At 60.4% G+C, this 18,534-nt stretch carries 21 protein-coding genes; 7 read left to right on the top strand and 14 right to left on the bottom strand.

The window, feature by feature from the left end:
- Nucleotides 1-100 precede the first annotated feature (100 nt).
- The gene (locus tag B8991_RS22130; RefSeq protein WP_268876726.1) at nt 101-223 is read left to right on the top strand and encodes a hypothetical protein; all 123 of its coding nucleotides are present in this window, start codon (nt 101-103) and stop codon (nt 221-223) included.
- Between the two features lie 245 nt (nt 224-468).
- Here the strand turns inward: B8991_RS22130 and B8991_RS02370 are convergent, their stop codons facing one another.
- Entirely contained in the window at nt 469-921 is a 453-nt protein-coding gene (locus B8991_RS02370) for an iron-sulfur cluster assembly scaffold protein (protein ID WP_084350179.1), read from the bottom strand.
- Between the two features lie 68 nt (nt 922-989).
- On the opposite strand from B8991_RS02370, the gene hisI reads away from it, so the two are divergent.
- Nucleotides 990-1,355: a phosphoribosyl-AMP cyclohydrolase gene (gene hisI / locus B8991_RS02365; RefSeq protein WP_084350178.1), complete on the top strand. Its 366-nt coding sequence runs from the start codon at nt 990-992 to the stop codon at nt 1,353-1,355.
- On the opposite strand, the gene gluQRS is transcribed toward hisI, so the two are convergent.
- From gluQRS to B8991_RS02350, 3 genes are read right to left on the bottom strand one after another with little or no spacing between them, the layout of a single operon-like run.
- Nucleotides 1,352-2,329, bottom strand: a complete 978-nt coding sequence (gene gluQRS / locus B8991_RS02360) for a tRNA glutamyl-Q(34) synthetase GluQRS (RefSeq protein ID WP_235866512.1) — start codon at nt 2,327-2,329, stop codon at nt 1,352-1,354. The genes hisI and gluQRS overlap by 4 nt on opposite strands.
- Complete coding sequence (gene trmFO, locus B8991_RS02355; protein ID WP_084350177.1) at nt 2,287-3,642, bottom strand: methylenetetrahydrofolate--tRNA-(uracil(54)-C(5))-methyltransferase (FADH(2)-oxidizing) TrmFO; 1,356 nt, start codon at nt 3,640-3,642, stop codon at nt 2,287-2,289. Before trmFO ends, gluQRS begins: the two co-directional genes overlap by 43 nt.
- Before the next feature lie 45 nt (nt 3,643-3,687).
- Entirely contained in the window at nt 3,688-4,500 is an 813-nt protein-coding gene (locus B8991_RS02350) for an enoyl-CoA hydratase (RefSeq protein ID WP_268876725.1), read from the bottom strand.
- 32 nt (nt 4,501-4,532) lie between these two features.
- Here B8991_RS02350 and B8991_RS02345 point away from each other — a divergent pair, with 32 nt between their 5' ends.
- From B8991_RS02345 to B8991_RS02325, 5 genes are all read left to right on the top strand, one after another.
- Nucleotides 4,533-4,961, top strand: a complete 429-nt coding sequence (locus tag B8991_RS02345; RefSeq protein ID WP_084350175.1) for a PaaI family thioesterase — start codon at nt 4,533-4,535, stop codon at nt 4,959-4,961.
- A 358-nt stretch (nt 4,962-5,319) separates the two neighbouring features.
- Nucleotides 5,320-5,787: a 50S ribosomal protein L13 gene (gene rplM, locus B8991_RS02340; protein ID WP_084350174.1), complete on the top strand. Its 468-nt coding sequence runs from the start codon at nt 5,320-5,322 to the stop codon at nt 5,785-5,787.
- Complete coding sequence (gene rpsI, locus B8991_RS02335; protein ID WP_084350173.1) at nt 5,787-6,272, top strand: 30S ribosomal protein S9; 486 nt, start codon at nt 5,787-5,789, stop codon at nt 6,270-6,272. The genes rplM and rpsI overlap by 1 nt, the downstream gene beginning before the upstream one ends.
- Before the next feature lie 83 nt (nt 6,273-6,355).
- Nucleotides 6,356-7,282 carry a hypothetical protein gene (locus B8991_RS02330; RefSeq protein ID WP_143514462.1) on the top strand — a complete coding sequence of 309 codons (927 nt, stop codon included), beginning with the start codon at nt 6,356-6,358 and terminating at the stop codon, nt 7,280-7,282.
- A 32-nt stretch (nt 7,283-7,314) separates the two neighbouring features.
- The gene (locus B8991_RS02325; RefSeq protein ID WP_084350171.1) at nt 7,315-8,451 is read left to right on the top strand and encodes a glycosyltransferase; all 1,137 of its coding nucleotides are present in this window, start codon (nt 7,315-7,317) and stop codon (nt 8,449-8,451) included.
- 9 nt (nt 8,452-8,460) lie between these two features.
- On the opposite strand, the gene B8991_RS02320 is transcribed toward B8991_RS02325, so the two are convergent.
- The 10 genes from B8991_RS02320 to B8991_RS02275 all read right to left on the bottom strand — a co-directional run bounded on the left by B8991_RS02320 (nt 8,461) and on the right by B8991_RS02275 (nt 18,445).
- Nucleotides 8,461-9,078: a TetR/AcrR family transcriptional regulator gene (locus B8991_RS02320; protein WP_084350170.1), complete on the bottom strand. Its 618-nt coding sequence runs from the start codon at nt 9,076-9,078 to the stop codon at nt 8,461-8,463.
- A complete protein-coding gene (gene ppk2, locus B8991_RS02315) occupies nt 9,071-9,940 on the bottom strand; it encodes a polyphosphate kinase 2 (RefSeq protein ID WP_084350169.1) in 870 nt (289 codons plus the stop codon). The genes B8991_RS02320 and ppk2 overlap by 8 nt, the downstream gene beginning before the upstream one ends.
- Before the next feature lie 43 nt (nt 9,941-9,983).
- Complete coding sequence (locus B8991_RS02310; RefSeq protein ID WP_084350168.1) at nt 9,984-10,931, bottom strand: alpha/beta fold hydrolase; 948 nt, start codon at nt 10,929-10,931, stop codon at nt 9,984-9,986.
- Nucleotides 10,928-11,860, bottom strand: coding sequence for a homoserine O-acetyltransferase MetA (gene metA / locus B8991_RS02305; protein WP_084350167.1), 933 nt, complete (start codon nt 11,858-11,860; stop codon nt 10,928-10,930). Before metA ends, B8991_RS02310 begins: the two co-directional genes overlap by 4 nt.
- 137 nt (nt 11,861-11,997) lie before the next feature.
- Nucleotides 11,998-12,861, bottom strand: a complete 864-nt coding sequence (locus tag B8991_RS02300; RefSeq protein ID WP_084350166.1) for an ATPase — start codon at nt 12,859-12,861, stop codon at nt 11,998-12,000.
- Between the two features lie 55 nt (nt 12,862-12,916).
- A complete protein-coding gene (locus B8991_RS02295; protein WP_084350165.1) occupies nt 12,917-13,840 on the bottom strand; it encodes a DMT family transporter in 924 nt (307 codons plus the stop codon).
- 150 nt (nt 13,841-13,990) lie between these two features.
- On the bottom strand, nt 13,991-15,223 hold the full coding sequence (locus B8991_RS02290) for an OmpP1/FadL family transporter (protein WP_179141409.1): 1,233 nt from the start codon (nt 15,221-15,223) through the stop codon (nt 13,991-13,993).
- Between the two features lie 116 nt (nt 15,224-15,339).
- Nucleotides 15,340-16,239, bottom strand: coding sequence for a DMT family transporter (locus B8991_RS02285; protein ID WP_084350163.1), 900 nt, complete (start codon nt 16,237-16,239; stop codon nt 15,340-15,342).
- 93 nt (nt 16,240-16,332) lie between these two features.
- Nucleotides 16,333-17,313 (bottom strand): glucokinase, encoded by a 981-nt coding sequence (locus B8991_RS02280; RefSeq protein WP_084350162.1) that lies wholly within the window; start codon nt 17,311-17,313, stop codon nt 16,333-16,335.
- A gap of 100 nt (nt 17,314-17,413) precedes the next feature.
- Entirely contained in the window at nt 17,414-18,445 is a 1,032-nt protein-coding gene (locus B8991_RS02275) for a LacI family DNA-binding transcriptional regulator (protein WP_084350161.1), read from the bottom strand.
- Between the last annotated feature and the right edge of the window lie 89 nt (nt 18,446-18,534).

Genomic DNA, 18,534 nt, shown 5'->3' with positions numbered 1-18,534 from the left:
AAATCCCGTAATGTTCTCAAATGTTCTTAAAAAGTTCTTTACTGGCGGTTAATTTTATGAGAACAAAGTAGCAACAAGATATTAACGACGAGGGTTAGAGATGATCAAGCAAGTCAAATCCACGATCCGATCTTCTGACGCGACGCTGGTGCAGGATGCTGTTGGTGCCGTCGCCCTTGTCGTCATGTTGGTGGCTGCCTTGCATCTGCCCGGTCTTGTCTGAGTTTCTGCCTGCGCCCTTGTGCCGGACCGTCCCGCATCCTGTCCCAACTTAGATGCGTCCTGTGACCGACACTGCCTGTTCCGTCCCCCCCTGAGGTCCCCGCCTCATCCGGACGGTCCGGAAATGACACAAGACAGCGCGACTTGCCGCCGCCTTCTTTTGGAAGTGCGGCGGCTTTTTCTTGCGGTGGCAAAAGTCCTGATTTTCTTTCTATCGCGCAAGGGGCTTCGCGGAAGTGCTATGCGTCAGGCGCAGTCTGACCGCTCGGCCTTTTCCGCGGCCTCGGACGCGGCTTCCAGCGTCAGCAGGATCGAGGCGTGCCGGTTCTTGTAATCGCGGGCCGGGCGCAGAACCTCCAAACCGTCAAACGGCGCGGCGGGTGCGGGCCCGTCCTCTTTCAGCATGGTTTTCAGCGAATCCCTCGCGGCCTCGATCTGGGCGCGGGTGGCACCGACGATGGCACCGCCCACGACCGAGGCAGAGGCCTGGCCCAGTGCGCAGGCCTTCACGTCCTGTGCATAGTCCGACACCTTGCCGTCCTTCATGCACAGATCGACGGTCACGGTTGACCCGCAAAGCGGTGAGCGCCGCTTGACGCTGGCCTCCGGCGCGTCCAGCCTGCCAAGGCGCGGAATATCCGCAGCCAGCGCAAGAATGCGCGTGGAATAGAGCTTTATCAGGTCGCTTTCACCGGGCATGGGTTTTCCTTCGTTCCGCAACCTCATAAATAGGCGTCAAACGCGCCAATGCAAAAAGGTTTTTACCGATGACATTCGATCCTGCGACCTTGGTCTATGACGACCGCGGCCTGATCCCCGCGATTGCCCAGCAAGACGGCACCGGCGAGGTGCTGATGATGGCGTGGATGAATGCCGAGTCGGTGGCGCGGACCCTAGAGACAGGCCGGGTGACCTATTGGTCGCGCTCGCGCCAGTCCTTCTGGGTCAAGGGCGAAAGTTCCGGCCATGTGCAGGAACTTGTCGATCTGCGTGTGGATTGCGACCGGGATTGTTTGCTGGTTGTCGTCAACCAGACCGGCCCGGCCTGCCACACCAACCGCCGAAGCTGTTTCTACACGGGCGTGCGGGATGGTGAAGAGGTAGAGCTGATGGCACCGGAAAGCGCGGCCTAGCCCACGGCGGGCAGACCGACGCGATTGCGAATGTCCTGTGGCGTCGCGCCAGCCTCGCGGAACGCGGCGATGGCGCGGGCGTTGTCGCGCTTGGCCAGCCGTTTACCCGCGTCATCGCGGATCAGCCGGTGATGGTGGTAGGTGGGGCGGGGCAATCCAAGAAGATCTTGCAGCACGATATGGATCTTTGTTGCCTCGAACAGATCCTGCCCGCGCACGACATGGCTTATGCTCTGTGCGGCATCATCCACCACGACCGCAAGATGATAGGATGCGCCGAAATCCTTGCGGGCGACAACGATGTCGCCGATGGCATGGGCAAGATGATCTGACGGGACGCCGATATGCCCGTGCTGTCCGGACGGGCCAGTGCCGGTTTCGTCGAAAGAGATCGGTTGCGAGATCCCGGTGCCAGTGACGGCGTGTTCGGCGCGGTCCAGAACGCTCAGCGCCTTGCTCATGTGCAAGCGCAAATGCACGTCTTTCGGGCGCGGAAATGTACCGTCCGCCCATCGTGCGTCTTCCCATATCGGCTGTCGGCACGTTCCGGGATAGACGGGGCCATCGGGGCCGTGTGGCACAACGCCTTCCTGCGGCGCACCGAGCGCCTCTGCGATGTCGCGCCGGGTGCATGTGCAGGGGTAAAGCACGCCCAGATCCCAAAGCCGGTCCAACGCGGCATCGTATTCTGCAAAACAGTCCGATTCGCGTCGGCACGGCGTGGGCCAGTCCAGACTGAGCCAGCGCAGGTCATCGTAGATTTGCGACTCCCATTCCGGTCGCGCGCGGGTGTGGTCCAGATCGTCGATGCGCAGCAGGAATTTTCCACCCGCCTTGCGCGCCATGTCATGCGCCAGAAGCGCCGAATAGGCGTGACCCAGATGCAATGGTCCGGTGGGCGACGGGGCAAACCGGGTGATGAACATGGGGGTCAGGCCGGGACAGGCGCTTGGGCTGACAGCCAGTCGGACCATGCGGATTTCGCGCGGTCGGTATAGGCCTTGTAGCGGTCCTTGCGGCCACGGCGGCCGCCCTTCATGCCTTCTAGTGGGTGGAACAGGCCGAAATTCACGTTCATCGGCTGGAAGGTCTTGGCCTCTGCACCGCCAGTGATGTGATGGACCAGCGCGCCATGGGCTGTGTCCTGCGGCAGATCAGGCATCGGCGCGCCATTGATTTCCGCCGCCGCCAGACGTCCTGCAAGCAGCCCCATGGCCGAGGATTCCACATAGCCCTCCACCCCTGTGATCTGACCGGCAAAGCGGATGTTCGGACGCGAGCGCAGGCGCATCTGCGCATCCAGCAAAGTGGGCGAGTTCAGGAATGTGTTGCGATGGATGCCGCCCAGACGCGCAAAGCGGGCTTCCTCCAGGCCGGGGATCATCCGCAGGACTTCGGTCTGTGCACCGTATTTCATCTTGGTTTGAAATCCGACAATGTTATACAATGTTCCCAGTGCGTTATCCCTACGAAGTTGAACCACTGCGTAAGCTTTGACATCCGGCTGATGGGGGTTGGTCAGGCCAACGGGTTTCATCGGGCCAAAGCGCAGCGTTTCGCGGCCGCGTTCGGCCATCACCTCAATCGGCAGGCAACCGTCGAAATATCCGGCAGTTTCGCCCTCGTGAAATTCGGTCTTCTCCGCCGCAAGAAGCGCGTCGATGAACGCTTCGTACTGATCGTGGTCCATCGGGCAATTCAGGTAGGCCGTACGTTCTTCCTCTGTCTCGCCCTTGTCATAGCGCGACTGCATCCACGCCTTTGACATGTCGATGCTTTCAGCGTGGATGATCGGGGCGATGGCATCGAAAAACGCCAGCGCCTCCGCACCTGTTTCGGCCTGTATGGCGGCACCAAGCGCGGAAGAGGTCAGCGGACCGGTCGCGATGATCCAGTTGCCATCGTCGGGCAGGGCTGTGATCTCTTCGTAGGAGACGGACACATTGGGATGCGCCATCAGCGCCGCCGTGATGGTTTCGGCGAAAGGATCGCGATCCACGGCCAGCGCGCCACCTGCGGGCAGGCGGTGGCGGTCGGCCGTGGCCATGATCAGCCCGTTTGCCTGACGCATCTCCCAATGCAGCAGGCCCACGGCGTTCTGTTCGTCATCATCCGACCGGAAGGAGTTGGAACACACCATCTCGCCCAGATTGCCGGTCTTGTGGGCAAAGGTTTCTACCTTGGGGCGCATTTCGTGGATCACCACGCGCACCCCGGCTTGTGCTGCCTGCCAGGCGGCCTCGGATCCGGCCATTCCGCCGCCGACGATGTGCAATTCCTGTGTCATACGCTGCATGTAATGCGCCGCACCGGGATTGTCACGGGGCGGCCATCACTGTTCCCATTCGGGGGGCCGCTTTTCAAGAAACGCGCTGATGCCCTCGGCCGTATCGCTGTGCAGCATGTTTTCCACCATGACCTGACCGGTATGCGCATAAGCGTCGGCCGCCGTCATTTCGATCTGGTCGTAAAAGGCGCGTTTGCCGATCCTGACGGCGGTGCCCAGCTTGTCGGCAACGGTCTGTGCAAGCGCCTCGGCCTCTGCCGCCACGGCATCGGGTGCAACGACGCGATTGACCAGCCCGAGTTCCAGCGCGCGCTGCGCGTCGATGAAGCTGCCGGTGGTCAACATCTCAAACGCCTGTTTGCGGGGGATATTGCGTGACAGCGCCACCATCGGGGTTGAACAGAACAGGCCGATATTGACCCCGTTCACCCCAAAGCGGGTGCCCGTCGCCGCCACCGCCATATCGCAGGACGCCACAAGCTGGCAGCCCGCTGCCGTGGCTATGCCATGGACCTGTGCGATGACGGGCTGGGGCAGGGCACGGATCGCCAGCATCACCTCTGTGCAACGGTCGAACAGATCCTTGAAATAGGCGCGGCCGCCATACTCTGCCTGCCGACCGGCCGTCATCTGTTTCAGATCGTGGCCCGCGCAAAACGCCTTGCCCTCGCCCGACAGGATCACCGCGCGAATCGTTGTGTCATCTTGCAGCGTCTCGAATTCCGCCTTGAGGGCCGCCAGCATCTCGTCTGACAGCGCATTCAGCCGTTCCGGCGCGTTCATATGCAGCCGTCTGACAGCGTTTGTATCGTGCCGTTCGAGAATTCCCATCTTGTCCTCCTGCTGCTGACGGGCCAACCCTAGGCGGCGAGCGTCTGAGAGGGAAGAGAATGCAGTTGAAAATGACCACAGAAGACCTGACCGAGTTCATGGCAGAGGTGTTCCCGCAGGTCGTCGGGGATTTCGCGGTCGAGGATGTCCGCCCGATGGGCATCACCATGCGGCTGATCGTCAGTGACCGTCATCTGCGGCCGGGTGGCACAGTTTCCGGCCCGTCAATGTTCGCGCTGGCGGATGTGGCCGTCTATCTTGCCGTCCTTGCGATGATCGGACCGCAGGCCTTGGCGGTGACGACGAACTGTTCCATCGACTTCATGCGCAAGCCTGCCGCGGGCGTTGATCTGATCGCCGAGTGCCGTTTGCTGAAGTTGGGTCGCGTATTGGCCGTGGGCGATGTGCTGATTCACTCTGAAGGCCATGAAGCGCCCGTCGCCCGAGCCAGTCTGACCTATTCGATCCCGCCTGTCCCGGTGGGGTAACTTCGTGCCATTTGTCGTGGAATGAACCGTCGGAGCTGAGAATATTCTGGCCCACGTTATCGGCATAGATCCAGGGCGGGTCGTCTGTGTGCATGGCGGCAAGGCATTACCATTCCTGCCAGCTTCGCCGCGCCAGACGTTCTAAAGACGCGTTCACGATGCAATCGCCCGAGGCGGGGTGGAATCCGGTCCGCAAAATTGGGGTATAATGATACCTATTTTGTAGTAGTTTGTTTTCATTATATAAATCAGTAAAACTGGCGCTTGACCTGCATTCCGTGCCGTATATAACCCGGCAATCGAATTCGGATACCGACCTGTTACCGGTGTTCCAACCAAACCAAAGGGCAATCCCGTCATGAAAACCTTTTCTGCTACTCCGGCAGACATCGACAAGAAATGGATCCTGATCGACGCCGAAGGCGTGATTCTGGGTCGTCTTGCCTCGATCGTGGCCACGCGCCTGCGCGGCAAGCACAAGGCAAGCTTCACGCCGAACATGGACATGGGCGACAATGTCATCATCATCAACGCCGATAAGGTGCAGATGACCGGCAACAAGCGCGCTGACAAGAAATACTACTGGCATACAGGTCATCCGGGCGGCATCAAGCACCGCACTGCCGGTCAGATCCTGGAAGGCAAGTACCCAGAGCGTGTCGTGACCGCCGCGGTCAAGCGCATGCTGCCGGGCAACCGTCTGTCGCGTCAGGTGATGACCAACCTGCGCGTTTATGCCGGGGCAGAGCACCCGCATGAGGCGCAGCAGCCCGAAGTGCTGGACGTGAAGAACATGAACTCCAAAAACACTCGGGTGGCAAAATAATGGCTGACCAGATCAACACTCTCGAAGACCTGAACACGGTCGCCGGCATCGAGCCGGTCGCCGAGGTCGAAACCCCGCGTGAGCCGGTTCGCGACTCGCTTGGCCGTGCGTATGCCACAGGCAAGCGGAAGGATGCGGTTGCCCGTGTCTGGATCAAGCCGGGCTCCGGCAAGGTCGTCGTCAACGGCAAGCCGATCAACGATTACTTCGCGCGTCCCGTGCTTCAGATGATCCTCAAGCAGCCCTTCACCGTGTCGGGCACGGAAGATCAATTCGACGTGATGGCCACCGTCAAGGGCGGCGGTCTGTCCGGTCAGGCCGGTGCGGTCAAGCACGGCGTGTCCAAGGCGCTGCAACTTTATGATCCCAGCTTGCGCGGCGCGCTGAAAGCGGCAGGCTTCCTGACCCGCGACAGCCGTGTCGTCGAGCGTAAGAAATACGGTAAGGCCAAAGCGCGTAAGAGCTTCCAGTTCTCCAAGCGTTAAGCTGGCGATTACGTCTAATCTGCTTACACTATGTACCGCGCGTGCCGGCAATCGGCATGCGCGGTTCTTTAGGATAGTCGACGTTGTCCCTGCAAACCATATATTTCGTTTATACTGAGCGCAAAATCCACGTCGGTAGCACATTTATGCGCTGCGTGCAGATGAATGAAATTCTGAATGCAACGTTTGGTGATCGCATAAGCGCTCGGCTTGTCGTTATGCCCGAGAGGAAGAGCGAAGGGTTTGCAGCACAAGAGCGGTGGGCGCTTTCGATGCCGCGGGATGCGGTATATTTCTTTGCCAAAACATCGGTAAGGTCGTTGACGACGGTAGCGGCCCGCATCCTTGGTTTGCGTGCCCGCGGAATCTTGTTCGACCATGTTGATGAAGAACCGCAAAAGCTGCGACTTGAGCTCGCGGATCGACACATTTGCTGCTCTTACGCACAGCTTCAACGATTTCGCGCGATGGGACCCGAGGTTGCGTCCAAGGCGCGCCTCGTTCTGCATGCGGCGGATATTCGTCTGCATAATCTTCCGCAAGCGCAGCAGGAGCATTTTGCGCCGCTCTATTTGGGTGATCCCCTCAATACTCAAATTCCTGAGACGCTGCGATCGGAAATCGAGGTTCTCAATGCGCGCGATCAGAATGAGTTTCGAGCCGTGCTCCGGCACTTGCCGGAATACAATCTGCATTTCGCAGCGAGGCTTTTCCAGTCGGGATTGGAACAAACAGCAAAACCGTTCCTCAAAGGATTTACCGCTGCACATATCGGAGCGAACATCCTGTTGCCCAGAAACGTAGAAGACGCAGAACATTTCTTGGGCGCGGATTATCCGTATTTCTACGACGAGTCAGAAGGTGTTGAAACGGCTTTCGAGCGCGCATACGACGATTTCGGTGGTGACAATTGGCGCAAGGCGCGTGAACGAATGAGTGCCATGTCGAACGCAGTGAAGCCTAAAATGATTGCAAGCCAGTTGCTGGACGTCGTGGACGAGTTCTATTGACTGGTCGAGCGGCAAAAAGAGAAAGAGCGATAATGAAAGCCTGTATCGTGGTCGGCACTTACTTTTCACCGGGTCAGACATTTGTAAACAGACATATCGAGAAACTCTTTGGCGGCGATACCTGCGTCATCTCGGACAGTCTGAATGATCTGCGTGATACAGATGATCGGTTTATGGGCTGGCATTCAGTGCCGGTATCCGGCGTCACGAAACCTTTTCAAAGACTGACAAACCACCTGCGCCACGGGTCCAGCCGAATGCCGCATGGTGCCGCCGACCGCGCGGTACGCAAATTTCTGCGCGAACAGGCCCCTGATGTAATCCTTGCGGAATTCGGGCCGCAGGGCGTTGCCATAGCGCCAATCGCCAACAAGTTGGGCATCCCGGTGTTTTGTTACTTTCGCGGTAGTGACGCCTCTTCGCGCATTCGCCACGACCATGTGCAGCGCGCCTATCAACGCATGATGCCGCGCCTTGAGGGAATCTTCGCGGTATCGCAATTCCTGCTCGACAATCTGGCGCGGCGCGACATCCGGCATCCGAACGCTGTTGTCATCCCGTCGGGCGTGGATGTGCGGCGCTTCGTGCCCGGGGACAAGACGCCGCTAAGCTGCCTGGGTGTGGGACGTTTTGTCGAGAAGAAAGCGCCTCTGTTGACGATCCGTGCTTTCGCGGAGGCGACTCAGAATCTGGACGATGCGCATCTGACGATGATCGGCGATGGCGATTTGCTGGAGAGTGCCCGTTCGTTGGTGAGTGAACTGGGAATTGCGCACAAAGTCAGCCTGCCGGGTGCCTTGCCGCATGAAGACGTGCGGCAGCATCTGGAGCGGACGGAATTCTACATACAGCATTCGGTCACGGCAAATAACGGCAATACCGAGGGCCTGCCGACGGCCATTCAGGAAGCCATGTCCGCAGGCTGCATCACTGTTTCGACGCGGCATGCGGGTATTCCCGAGGCTGTGGAAGAGGGACGCTCGGGGTTTCTTGTCGATGAGTTGGATGAGGTCGCATTTACCAACGCGATCCGCGACGCGGTGAAGCTGCCCGAAGAAAAACGCCGTGAGATGGCAGCTTATGCGCGAGCAGTTGCACTCGAGAAGTTCGACAATGCCAAACTGTTGACCCAGCTTGAACAAGCACTTGCGACAGCGGTCAATCGGTAGCAGCGCGGCTTACTCGTCCGGACGGATCAATCCCAACCCGCGCAAATAGACGCCGATGCCCGATTCCAGCAGGTCTTCGGGGGGGAAAGGGCTTTGTGTTCCGGGCGAGTTCCTTGCAAAAAGCTCCACGACGCCATGACTCATCGCCCAGATATGGGCTGAGAACATGGCGGCGGGGGGGCGCTTTTCCGGGGGGATGTGCTGGCTGAGGTCAGTTGCGGCTTGTTCCAGCACGCCGCGTGCGCGGGTCGCGATCGCTGCCAGTTCCGGCGAGCGATTGACCGATATGCCGCTTTCGAACATCGCGATATAATGGCCGGGATATTTCCGTGCAAAGGCCAGATAGGCGCGGCCCGTGGCCTCGAACGCCGCCAGCGCCGAAGGTTGGCCCGTGTCATAGGCGAATTGCATGACGTCGGCGAAAATCTCATAGCCTTGCCGGGCGCCTTCGGCGATCAGATCCTCGCGCCCCTCGAAGTGGCGGTAAACAGCGGCCGGCGTGACGCCTGCCTGCTTGGCAGCTTCCGACAGGGTAAAGCCCATCGGACCCTTGACCTCGATCAGTTCAAGTGCCGCCTCGATCAGGGCCTGGCGCAGATTGCCGTGGTGATAGCCGCGTTTAGCCATCCCAGGTGTCCGGCCCCCCGCAGATCTGCCCGTCAATTTTGCCAAGCGCCTTGTGATCCTTGCCCGCGTAGTCGATGCCGTGCAGCACATGCCGGATCGCCGCAAGCCGGGCGCGGCGCTTGTCGTCAGAGCGGACGATGGTCCAGGGAGCTTCTTCGGTGTGACTGCGCGCGAGGGTCTCGCCGATCGCTTCGGAATAGGCGTCCCATTTGTGCAGGCCTTCGACGTCTATCCGGCTGAGCTTCCAGTGTTTCAGGGGGTCTTGCTCACGCGCGAGAAAGCGGCGCAGTTGCTCGGCCCGTCCGACATTAAGCCAAAGCTTGAAAAGCTGGATGCCCTCGTCCACGAGCATCCTTTCAAATTCCGGCACTTGCGTGAAGAAATGTTCGCGCTGTGCGTCGGTGCAAAAGCCGAAAACCTTTTCGACGACACCTCGATTATACCAACTCCGGTCGAAGAACACGATCTCGCCGCCCGCCGGCAGGTGGTCGATATAGCGCTGGAAATACCACTGCGTCGCCTCGGTTTCTGTGGGTTTGGACAGCGCGACCTGACGCGCGCCACGCGGATTGAGGTTTTCGCGGAAGCGCTTGATGGTGCCGCCCTTGCCAGAGGCGTCACGTCCCTCGAACACGATCACGATGCGTGCGCCGCTGGATTTGGCCCAGGACTGCATCTTGACCAGTTCGATCTGAAGCGCATCCATGTCCCTTTGATAGGCTTTGCGCGGCATCCGTTCGGAATGCGGATAGGTCGGGTTGAGAACGTCACCCTTTTCGGCTCGGGCGATGGCATTGCGGATCGCGGTGGGCGCGTCATCTTTGTAGAAAGCGCTGATCGCACCGTCAAAGGGCAACTGCATCGGTAACCTCCGGGTTTTGCTTCAATATGGCCATGCGGAAGGGTCAGTGCAATCCGGCACGCGTCGCGGCCCGGTTTATTGCCGCCACGACATCATCCTCGCGGGTGTGCTGCGGCATATGTCCGGCGTCGGGCAACACTGTCAGATTTGCGTCCGGAACCGCCTCTGCCAGAGGTACAGAGTGGATTTTGAGGTAAACAGTCGTGTCGGCATCGCCATGCAGGATTTCCGTCGGCACAGCGATTTGCGGATAGTGGGGCACTTGTGCCCGCAATTCTTCTTTCAGGCTGGCGCGCTGATCGGCATTGGCGCGCAGCGACTCGCGCCGCAGCGTCAGCGGAGCGCCGATATGTTCGGCGTATCCTTGAGGCGCGTCTTCCGGATCAAACACACCTGTGATGGCGGATTGCACATAGCTTTCGGGGACGAAGGCGGTGAGCAGGGGCACGACCAGCGCCTGCCCCAACGGGTTTGACGTGACCTTGTAGAAAAACGGCAGGCCGGTCGGCCAAGGGTGAGACGCCGCAGCCAATGTGACCAGCGCCGACAGCTTGTCCGGATGCTCCGTCGCCCAGGCCAGCGCCACGGCCCCGCCATAGGACTGACCGACCACGATGGGCTTTGCTGCCCCAAGCTGCGAAGCGGCCTTCTGCAAAAGCGTGGCCTGTCCCGCGATGCTGCGGTCCTCACGGCCCAGACGGTCCGTATATCCCAGTCCGGGCCGGTCAAAAACGATCACCCGGTAGCGATCCGCCAGCCGGTCGACCAAATGAAAGGTGAAGTCACGCATATTGCCGCTGGCTCCGTGGATCAGCACCAGATCCGGGCCAGCGCCTTTGACCAGCGCGTGTACACGGGTGCCGTCCACCTCCAGAAACTGCCCTTCTGGCGGGAAGCTCTGAACGGCCTGCGCCTCGGCTGTTCGGGCGCGCCATTGCACCAGCGCAACGGCCAACAGGATGACCGCTGCGAGGATCAGCCAGCGTATCAATGCGATGGCTCGCCTAGCCCGTGCAGGTCAAACGGCGTCGTCTGGTAGATCTCGTTGATCCAGTTTCCGTAAAGCAGGTGCGCGTGACTGCGCCAGCGGTTTTGCGGCGGCTTCGAGGGGTCGTCGCCGGGGTAATAGTTGGCGGGCACATTGATCGGCGTTCCGGACGCAACGTCGCGGTCATACTCTTCTTTCAGTGTGCCGCTGTCATATTCCAGATGGTTGAAGATATAGAGCGCGCGATGCGCCTTGTCCTCGACCAGACAGGGGCCGGTCTCGGCGCTGTCGATCAGGATATCCAAACCGCCTGCGGCCTCGATCTCTTCTCGCTTCATCTCTGTCCAGCGGCTGACGGGCATGACCATATCGTCCGAAAATCCGCGCAGGTAGGGCGAGGCAGGCGCACAGTTGCGGTGCCGCACACAACCAAAAGCCTTTTGATCGAGCATGTGTTTCTGAACGCCGTGAAAGTGATACATCATCGCCATCGCGCCCCAGCAGACGCCGAAGGTCGAATGCACATGGCTTTGCGTCCAGTTCATCACCTGCCGCAACTCGTCCCAATAGGTGACATCGTCGAAGGCCAGATGCTCTATCGGGGCACCGGTGATCACCAGGCCGTCGAACCGCTCGTCAGAATCCGCGACCTCGGCGAAGGGGCGATAAAAGCTCTCCATATGTTCGGCGGCGGTGTTGCGGGCTTCGTGTTCGGTCATCCGGATCAGCGACAGTTCGATCTGCAAGGGCGTCGCGCCGATCAGCCGGGCAAATTGATTTTCGGTCTGGATCTTCTTCGGCATCAGGTTCAACAGCCCGATCCGCAATGGGCGGATGTCCTGCCGCGACGCCTGATCTTCCGACATGACCATGACGCCCTCTTTCGAGAGAACGTCATAGGCGGGCAGGTCGGCGGGCAGTTTGATGGGCATAATGCAGCTCTTTTTTTCAGGCCGTTGACAGATAAGGCGATCCGCATCGGGCTGCAAGGCTGGCAACCGGTCCGGTCAGTGTCGTTCGTCAGCGAGCGCGTACAGCATTGTCGGTGCCAGCCATATCAAGTCGCTGATCACGGCTTTTGGTCAAGCGCGTTTGCGATCACCTCGGTGAAATCGGCCTCGTCGCGCACCGTGGCCATATCGCTGGCTTCAACCGTCACGCCCCAGTTTTTGGCGATACCTTCATAGCGCGGCTGGCGGTGCGCCAACGCCTGCGAATAGGTCCAGCGGATGAAGGAATTCGGATCAACGTCGCTTTCCTGAATGTTGTTTTCACTCAGATATTGCGCCCATACCCGATGCAGGAATTCGGGCTGATAGGCCATCGGCTTTGGCGCTTTGTCGAAGCGTCGGATCAGTTCCTCGGTGTGGGCCTCGGACCCGCGTATCCAGACCATCAGCGACTGGCGGGACAGGTCGCATAGCAGCGCATCTTGCGGGTCCTCGGGGTCTACCCATTCACAGATTGACCCGCCGGTGTCGCAGATGAAATGCGGATAGCCATAAAGATCCTGCGCACGGTCGATGAAATACCCGGTATCCGTCAGGGCGGCCATTTCGGCGCGGCGGAACTGTCCCTGACGACGTTCGTATTCGGCCATTTCCATCCCGCCCTTGTCGGGGTTGCCCGGTTTGCCAAGGTAGGTGGAGACGGGTGCCAGGTTATCGAACGTGATGTTGGACCCGATATAGATCGAATCCGTCATCAGCAATTCGCGCAGGAACGGCACCTTCATCGCCTCGCGCTTGGCGTTGTCGGCGATATACTCGCCCATGTACCGCGTGCCGATGCGGTAATCTATGGAGTAGTGGAACCAGCTGCCCGACTCGCGCAGGATGTTGGACACATGGGTTTTGCCCAGACCCGACATGGCGAACAGAACGACACGTTTATTGGCGGCGCGGTGCCAGTCCTGGGCGGTCTCGTAGATCATCTGGCATCTGTCCTCTGGCCGGTCCGGATGTTGGTAGCCAGAGTGCCGCGCGGCGTCAAACGCTTCTGCGCTTTCGACTGCGTCCCGGCAGAAGTCGCCCGTCCAGCACCACCAGCCCCAGCGCCAACAGGCCAAAGCCCGCATAGGCCTGCGGTGCAAGCGTCTCGTCGCGCAGCAGGGTGCCGAGTGTGATCGCCACCGGCGGGATCATCAGCGTGACCAGCATCAGATTGCCGCTGCCCGCCATGGCCAGCACGCGGTAATAGAGCAGATAGGCAAATGCCGTCGCGGCCACCGCGAAATAGCCAATGGCAAGCCAGGTGCCAAGCTCCAGCGCCAGCGTGGGCACGCCCTCGAAATGCAGCACCAGGGGGATCATCACCAGGGTCGATCCGGTCAGCATACCAGCGGCGGCCACAACCGGATGCAGCCCGCCCAGATATTTGCGGGCCCAGACGCCGCCAAGCGCATAGAACAGCGTGCCGCCCAGAACCGCCAGTTGCGCCAGCGAGCGCAGGTTGAGCTGCGACAGGTTCTCTATCCCGATGGCGGTCACGACACCTGCAAAGCCCAGCGCGACGCCCGCCAGCTTGCGCGGGCTGAGCCGTTCATCGGCAAAGAAGATCGCGGCGACGAGCACCCCGAAAATCGCCGTGGTGGCGTTGAAGATCGACGTCAGCCCGGACGAGATATGCAACTGTCCCCAGGCCATCAGGCCAAAGGGGATCACGTTGTTGAGGCACCCCATCACCAGAAAGGCCCCCCAGGTGGAGACCGCGCGCGGAACGGGCAGGCGGCGCAGCCTGACCACGCCCCACAGCAGGATCATCGCCCAGCCGGTCCGGTGCAGGACGGCGGTCAGCGGGCCGATTTCGTCCAGGGCGATACGGATCGACAGGAACGACCCGCCCCACAGCAGCGCGAGCAGCGAAAGCTCGGCCCAGGCGCGCGAGGAGACGGATTTTTGTTGCATGCTCATGGCGCGACGATGTCATGGCCTGCGCAAGCGCGCGACCCGTTTCTTGCGCTATGGCACTCAATCGGAGTCTCGGGTGAAATGGCAGACCTGAAACGCAAACCGCCCGGCACGAGGGCCGGGCGGTCATGTGTCGTTCAGCGTGGGCCGCGATCAGAATGCGAAGGTCATCGCAGCGCCAAGACCCATAAACGTGTTGTCTTCGAACTTGGTGCCGGACGCGTCTTCCGCATCCCCCAGCTTGGCAAATTCGACACCGCCGCGGATCGTCATGATGCCATCCGTGTAGGTGCCGCCCAGACCAAGGCTGATCCGCCCGTCCGTGGGTGCCAGCCGCGACGCGATGCCGCCGTTCGATTTTTCGTAGGTCACGCGCGCAAAGCCCGAGAACGCGTCCGAGAAGCGCCGACCAACGCCCAACTGCCAGGTGATGACGTCATCGTCGATACCGGTAATCGCATCGCCCCCGGTCACCCTGTCATATTCCTGGGTCCGGACTTCCCATTTCGACCATTCGGTCCACTTGATCTGGCCAAAGACCAAGGTGTCCTTGGCGACGCCGGTCTGGAAATCCAGTGCCAGGGACTGCGGCAATTCAATCTCGGTCGTGGATTCCACGCCGACCACACCATAGCCAAGGGATGTCTCTGTCGTGTCGAACTCATGCGTGACGGCATTCTGCCACGTAAGGCCGACGCGCAAGGCGATGTCCGGGATCTCGTAGGCCGCGCCCAGCACATATCCGAAAACACCATCCGTCTCGGCGTTGGCGGAAAATTCCAGACTGGTGGGCGAGGAAGCTACGGCACTCAGCCTCGCTGCAAGGTTTTGCGCCCCGATTGTCCGCGGATCCGAGGCACCATATGCCGCCGCCGCCGCCGCCGCCGCGGCGCTGGCCTCTGCGGCGCCCCTGGCGGTCTGAGCGCGGATCATCTGGTCGGGAATTGCAATATCGGCCCTGCTTTCGATGTAGCGCACACCGCCATAGACAGAGACGCGGTCCGTCGCCTGATATTTCAGGATCACAGCGGTCTGGTTCGAATCCCATTCGGCGTTCAACCCGGTGTAGAACCCTTCCCTGTAGGTCGAGCTTGCACCGTAACCCTCATTGAAAAACAGCCCGAAGCTCAACCGGTCGTTGATGTCGGTCTTGTAGGCGACACCGGTGGACGTGTAGTCGCCCGCCATGTCACCGGTGCTGCCGCCCCCGGCCGCCGCCACATAGTCGCCGGACACGTTCGGCGCGACATGCGAGAATGTCAGCTCGACCTGATTTCCGTCGTCGAACAACAGCCCGTAATTGTTCGACGACCGTTCAATCCCACCTGCGACGGCACCCGTCGCACAAAGCGCTGCTACCGACGCACCAAGCACATATGTTCTCATTTCAGTCCTCATCCCTCAATGGCCCTGTGGCCAGTGTCCCTAGAGGAAACGTAGTCGTCGCTGGGTTGAGTGGTCAATCTTTGACCAAGCGTAACCTGAACCTTCGCTCCGTAGCGTCACTTTGCAGCAACGGAGCGGGTTTCTCTGAGGATATTGTAGTAATTCGCGCCGAAAATCACCACCGCTCCCAGGATCACGAAAATGTCCAGAGGCTCGCTGTAGAACAGCATCCCGATGATCGCGATCAACGGCAGGCGGAGAAAGTCAAACGGCATGACAACCGACGCGGGTGCAATTCGCAACGCGCTGGTCAGGCAGAAATGCGCGACCAGTCCGGCGCAGGAAATCAGCGCGATCCATGGCCAGGTTGCGGCAGAGGGCACCGCAATGTCCCCGTCCAGCCCGGCGCAGATCAGGCCAAAGACCGCCTGCATGAGTACCAGCCAGAACAGGATGCAGGTGATGGTCTCGGTGCGCGTCAACAGCTTGGTGAACACCGCAGAGCCCGCGAAGCCGATCGCCGCGCCTGTCGCAAGCAGAAGCCGGATGTCAAAGCTGTCCGGGTTTGGGCGCGCGACGATCAGGATGCCGACGAAACCTATCAGCGCGGCAATGCAGCGCGGTTTTGTCAGCTTCTCGCCAAGGAGCAGCGCAGACAGCAGAACGACCCATAGCGGCGAGGTGAATTCCAGCGCGAAGACCTGCGCCAACGGCAGGATCGCGATGGCGTAAAACCACAGGTTCTGACCGGCGAAATGGCTGATATTGCGCACCAGATGAAGATGCATGCTGCGGGTGGTGATCTGGTGTCGCGTGCCCGCCATGGTCGAGATCAGCAGGACAATGACGATCCCGGCAATCGAGCGGTAGAGCATGATTTCGAAGGTGTCCAACTCGAAGCTGACCGCGCGTCCGGCCACCGCCATAGAGGTGAAAGACGTGATCGCCCCGGTCATCCAGAGCGCGGCTTTGAACACCGGGTTAAGATCCGGTGTCGCTTGCGTTTGTGTGGACATGGTGGCGATCCTTCCGCGAGGGACATGCAGCGTGCGCGTCGGCAACAATGACCGATACCAGTGCGGACCCTGAATGCAAACACGTCGTCTGGCTCAGCCCTTCTGTCCGATCAACTCGCACAGATGCCCTGCGCAGCCGGTCAACGCGGCATAGTCATCCTCGACCACCCAGACCGGGAATTGCTGCATGAACGGCCCGAACCGGCCCTTGTCCATGAATGCCTCGGCCAGACCCATCTGCGTCGCGTGCTGCGCCAAGGCGCGGGCGACGCCGCCGACAAGATAGATGCCGCCAAACGGCAATTGGATCAGCGCAAGGTTTCCCAGAACACGGCCCAGCAGGCGCACAGCCATTGCAACCGCATCATGGGCGCGCGGATCATTTTCTGCGGCGCAGGCTGCCATGATCTCGGCGGCGGCGAGGGCAGGGGCGTCCGATGCGCCCTCCTCTTCGCAGCGCCAGGCATAAAGGCGTTCGATCCCGCGTCCTGACAGTACGTCCTCGACCCCCGGAACGCCGTGCTTGCGCCCGGCAAACCGCATCAGGCGCAGCTCCTCTTCGGACTGCACCGGAAAGCTGATATGGCCGGATTCCGACGGGGGCACCAGCGTGCCGGTCTCTGTCCGGTAGACAAGTGCCGCGTTCATGCCGGTGCCGACACCGACGACAAGCCGGGCGGCATGGCTGCTGACATCCTCATCTGATCCGGGCAGGAGCAGGCGCATCTTGGCCGGATCGACATGACGAAGCGCGTGACCCTGTGCCTGAAGATCGTTCAGCACCGCCACGGTTTCCAGATCCAGCGCCTGTGCCAGATCGGCCCGGTCGATCACCCAGTCCAGATTGGTCATGCGCGCCACACCTTCATGCACAGGTCCGGCGGCCGCCACCGAGGCACAGCTTGGCCGGTCCTCCCTGTCTTTGATGTAGGTTTGCAGAACCTCCGTCAGGCCCGAGAAATCGGCATTTCGGAACCGGCGGATCGAGTCTGTCTGCACCCGCGGCCCGCGCGTCATCGCCACGCGGGTATTGGTGCCGCCGATATCCGCAACAATGGCGAGGGGGTCATTCATGGCAATCCTGCTACTGGTTTCTATGCACGGGGCTTACAGTGGGACGATATTCGACGTCAAATCCGTTGAGTGCCAAGCGAGCCAGAGAATATGAGAGGCCTCAAGTGTGGTTCGGGGCAGGGCCGGTTGACTGGCCGATGATCAGATCCGCCTCCATCAGGTGGGTGGGCAGCGGCAGTCCGGGATTGCGGATCATGTCGAGCAGCATCTGCGCAGACAGCCGTCCCGCCTCGCGGACCGAGGACCGTGTGGCCGTGAAAATCGGCACCTCCTGTCCGTTCGACATATAGGACAGGTCATCGTCATAAGTGATCACCGACACGTCGCGCCCCATTGTCAGCCCCGCATCCGACAGGGCGCGCCTGACCCCGATGGCCGAGATGATGGACGAGCAAAGCACTGCGGTCGGTGGATCGTCGGCCTCAAGCATCGCGCGGGTTTCGCGGTAGCCGTAAATCTCTGTCATCTCATCCGACCGCATCAGCGCCGGCTCGGGTTCCAGGCCACGTCCGGCAAGCGCCTTGATATAGCCCTGACGGCGGCGATGCGCGAAATCCAGAAACTCCAGCCCGTTAAGCAACGCAATGCGCCGATGCCCCAGATCAAGCAGAAATTCCGTGGCGCGCTGAAACGCGCGGCAGTTGTTGACATCAAGCCAAGCATAATTCCGGGTCACGTTCGATGCGCGGCCATGTGACAGGAAGGGCAGACCGAGACTGCTGAGAAGATCAATGCGCGTGTCTTCCATCTTGGGGCCGTGAACGATCAGCCCATCAACATTGCCTTTGGATTTGATCGCCCGGTAGAACTGTTCCTCATTGTCGTCATCGACCAGAGAAATCAGCATGTCATATCCGGCGGCGGAATAGCTTTCGCCCGCGCCGGCGGTGTAATCGCCAAACACCGGATTGACCATTTCATGTCGGCTGGATCGTGCAATGACGTGCCCGATCGCCATGGACTTGCCGGTTGCCAGCCCCTTGGCGCGGGCATTCGGGCTGTAATTCAGCTTGCGCGCCGATTCCAGCACGCGCTGGCGGGTCTTTTCGCTGACCTCCGGATACCCGTTCAGCGCGCGGCTGACGGTTGTCTGGGACAAGCCAAGATGTTCCGAAAGTGTTTTAAGATTCATAATTTGGCCAATCAAAGCGCTTGCATAAACGGACCATAAACGTGAAACCCGCCGAAATAAAAGCCCAAATCCTGGACGCCAGCTTAAGC

This window comes from Primorskyibacter flagellatus, from assembly GCF_900176485.1.
GTDB lineage: Bacteria > Pseudomonadota > Alphaproteobacteria > Rhodobacterales > Rhodobacteraceae > Primorskyibacter > Primorskyibacter flagellatus.
The sequence above is the reverse complement of the archived record's forward strand: the minus strand, read 5'-3'. Positions and strand labels throughout refer to the sequence as shown.

Bases quoted from the DNA above. Each gene is read 5' to 3' on its own strand.
- B8991_RS22130 (WP_268876726.1), top strand. From the start codon at position 101: ATGATCAAGCAAGTCAAATCCACGATCCGATCTTCTGACGCGACGCTG.
- B8991_RS02370 (WP_084350179.1), bottom strand. From the start codon at position 921: ATGCCCGGTGAAAGCGACCTGATAAAGCTCTATTCCACGCGCATTCTT.
- hisI (WP_084350178.1), top strand. From the start codon at position 990: ATGACATTCGATCCTGCGACCTTGGTCTATGACGACCGCGGCCTGATC.
- trmFO (WP_084350177.1), bottom strand. From the start codon at position 3,642: ATGACACAGGAATTGCACATCGTCGGCGGCGGAATGGCCGGATCCGAG.
- rpsI (WP_084350173.1), top strand. From the start codon at position 5,787: ATGGCTGACCAGATCAACACTCTCGAAGACCTGAACACGGTCGCCGGC.
- B8991_RS02345 (WP_084350175.1), top strand. From the start codon at position 4,533: ATGCAGTTGAAAATGACCACAGAAGACCTGACCGAGTTCATGGCAGAG.
- B8991_RS02325 (WP_084350171.1), top strand. From the start codon at position 7,315: ATGAAAGCCTGTATCGTGGTCGGCACTTACTTTTCACCGGGTCAGACA.
- B8991_RS02280 (WP_084350162.1), bottom strand. From the start codon at position 17,313: ATGAATGACCCCCTCGCCATTGTTGCGGATATCGGCGGCACCAATACC.
- gluQRS (WP_235866512.1), bottom strand. From the start codon at position 2,329: ATGGTCCGACTGGCTGTCAGCCCAAGCGCCTGTCCCGGCCTGACCCCC.
- metA (WP_084350167.1), bottom strand. From the start codon at position 11,860: ATGCCCATCAAACTGCCCGCCGACCTGCCCGCCTATGACGTTCTCTCG.
- B8991_RS02320 (WP_084350170.1), bottom strand. From the start codon at position 9,078: ATGGCTAAACGCGGCTATCACCACGGCAATCTGCGCCAGGCCCTGATC.
- ppk2 (WP_084350169.1), bottom strand. From the start codon at position 9,940: ATGCAGTTGCCCTTTGACGGTGCGATCAGCGCTTTCTACAAAGATGAC.
- B8991_RS02275 (WP_084350161.1), bottom strand. From the start codon at position 18,445: ATGAATCTTAAAACACTTTCGGAACATCTTGGCTTGTCCCAGACAACC.
- B8991_RS02285 (WP_084350163.1), bottom strand. From the start codon at position 16,239: ATGTCCACACAAACGCAAGCGACACCGGATCTTAACCCGGTGTTCAAA.
- rplM (WP_084350174.1), top strand. From the start codon at position 5,320: ATGAAAACCTTTTCTGCTACTCCGGCAGACATCGACAAGAAATGGATC.
- B8991_RS02295 (WP_084350165.1), bottom strand. From the start codon at position 13,840: ATGAGCATGCAACAAAAATCCGTCTCCTCGCGCGCCTGGGCCGAGCTT.
- B8991_RS02300 (WP_084350166.1), bottom strand. From the start codon at position 12,861: ATGATCTACGAGACCGCCCAGGACTGGCACCGCGCCGCCAATAAACGT.
- B8991_RS02290 (WP_179141409.1), bottom strand. From the start codon at position 15,223: ATGAGAACATATGTGCTTGGTGCGTCGGTAGCAGCGCTTTGTGCGACG.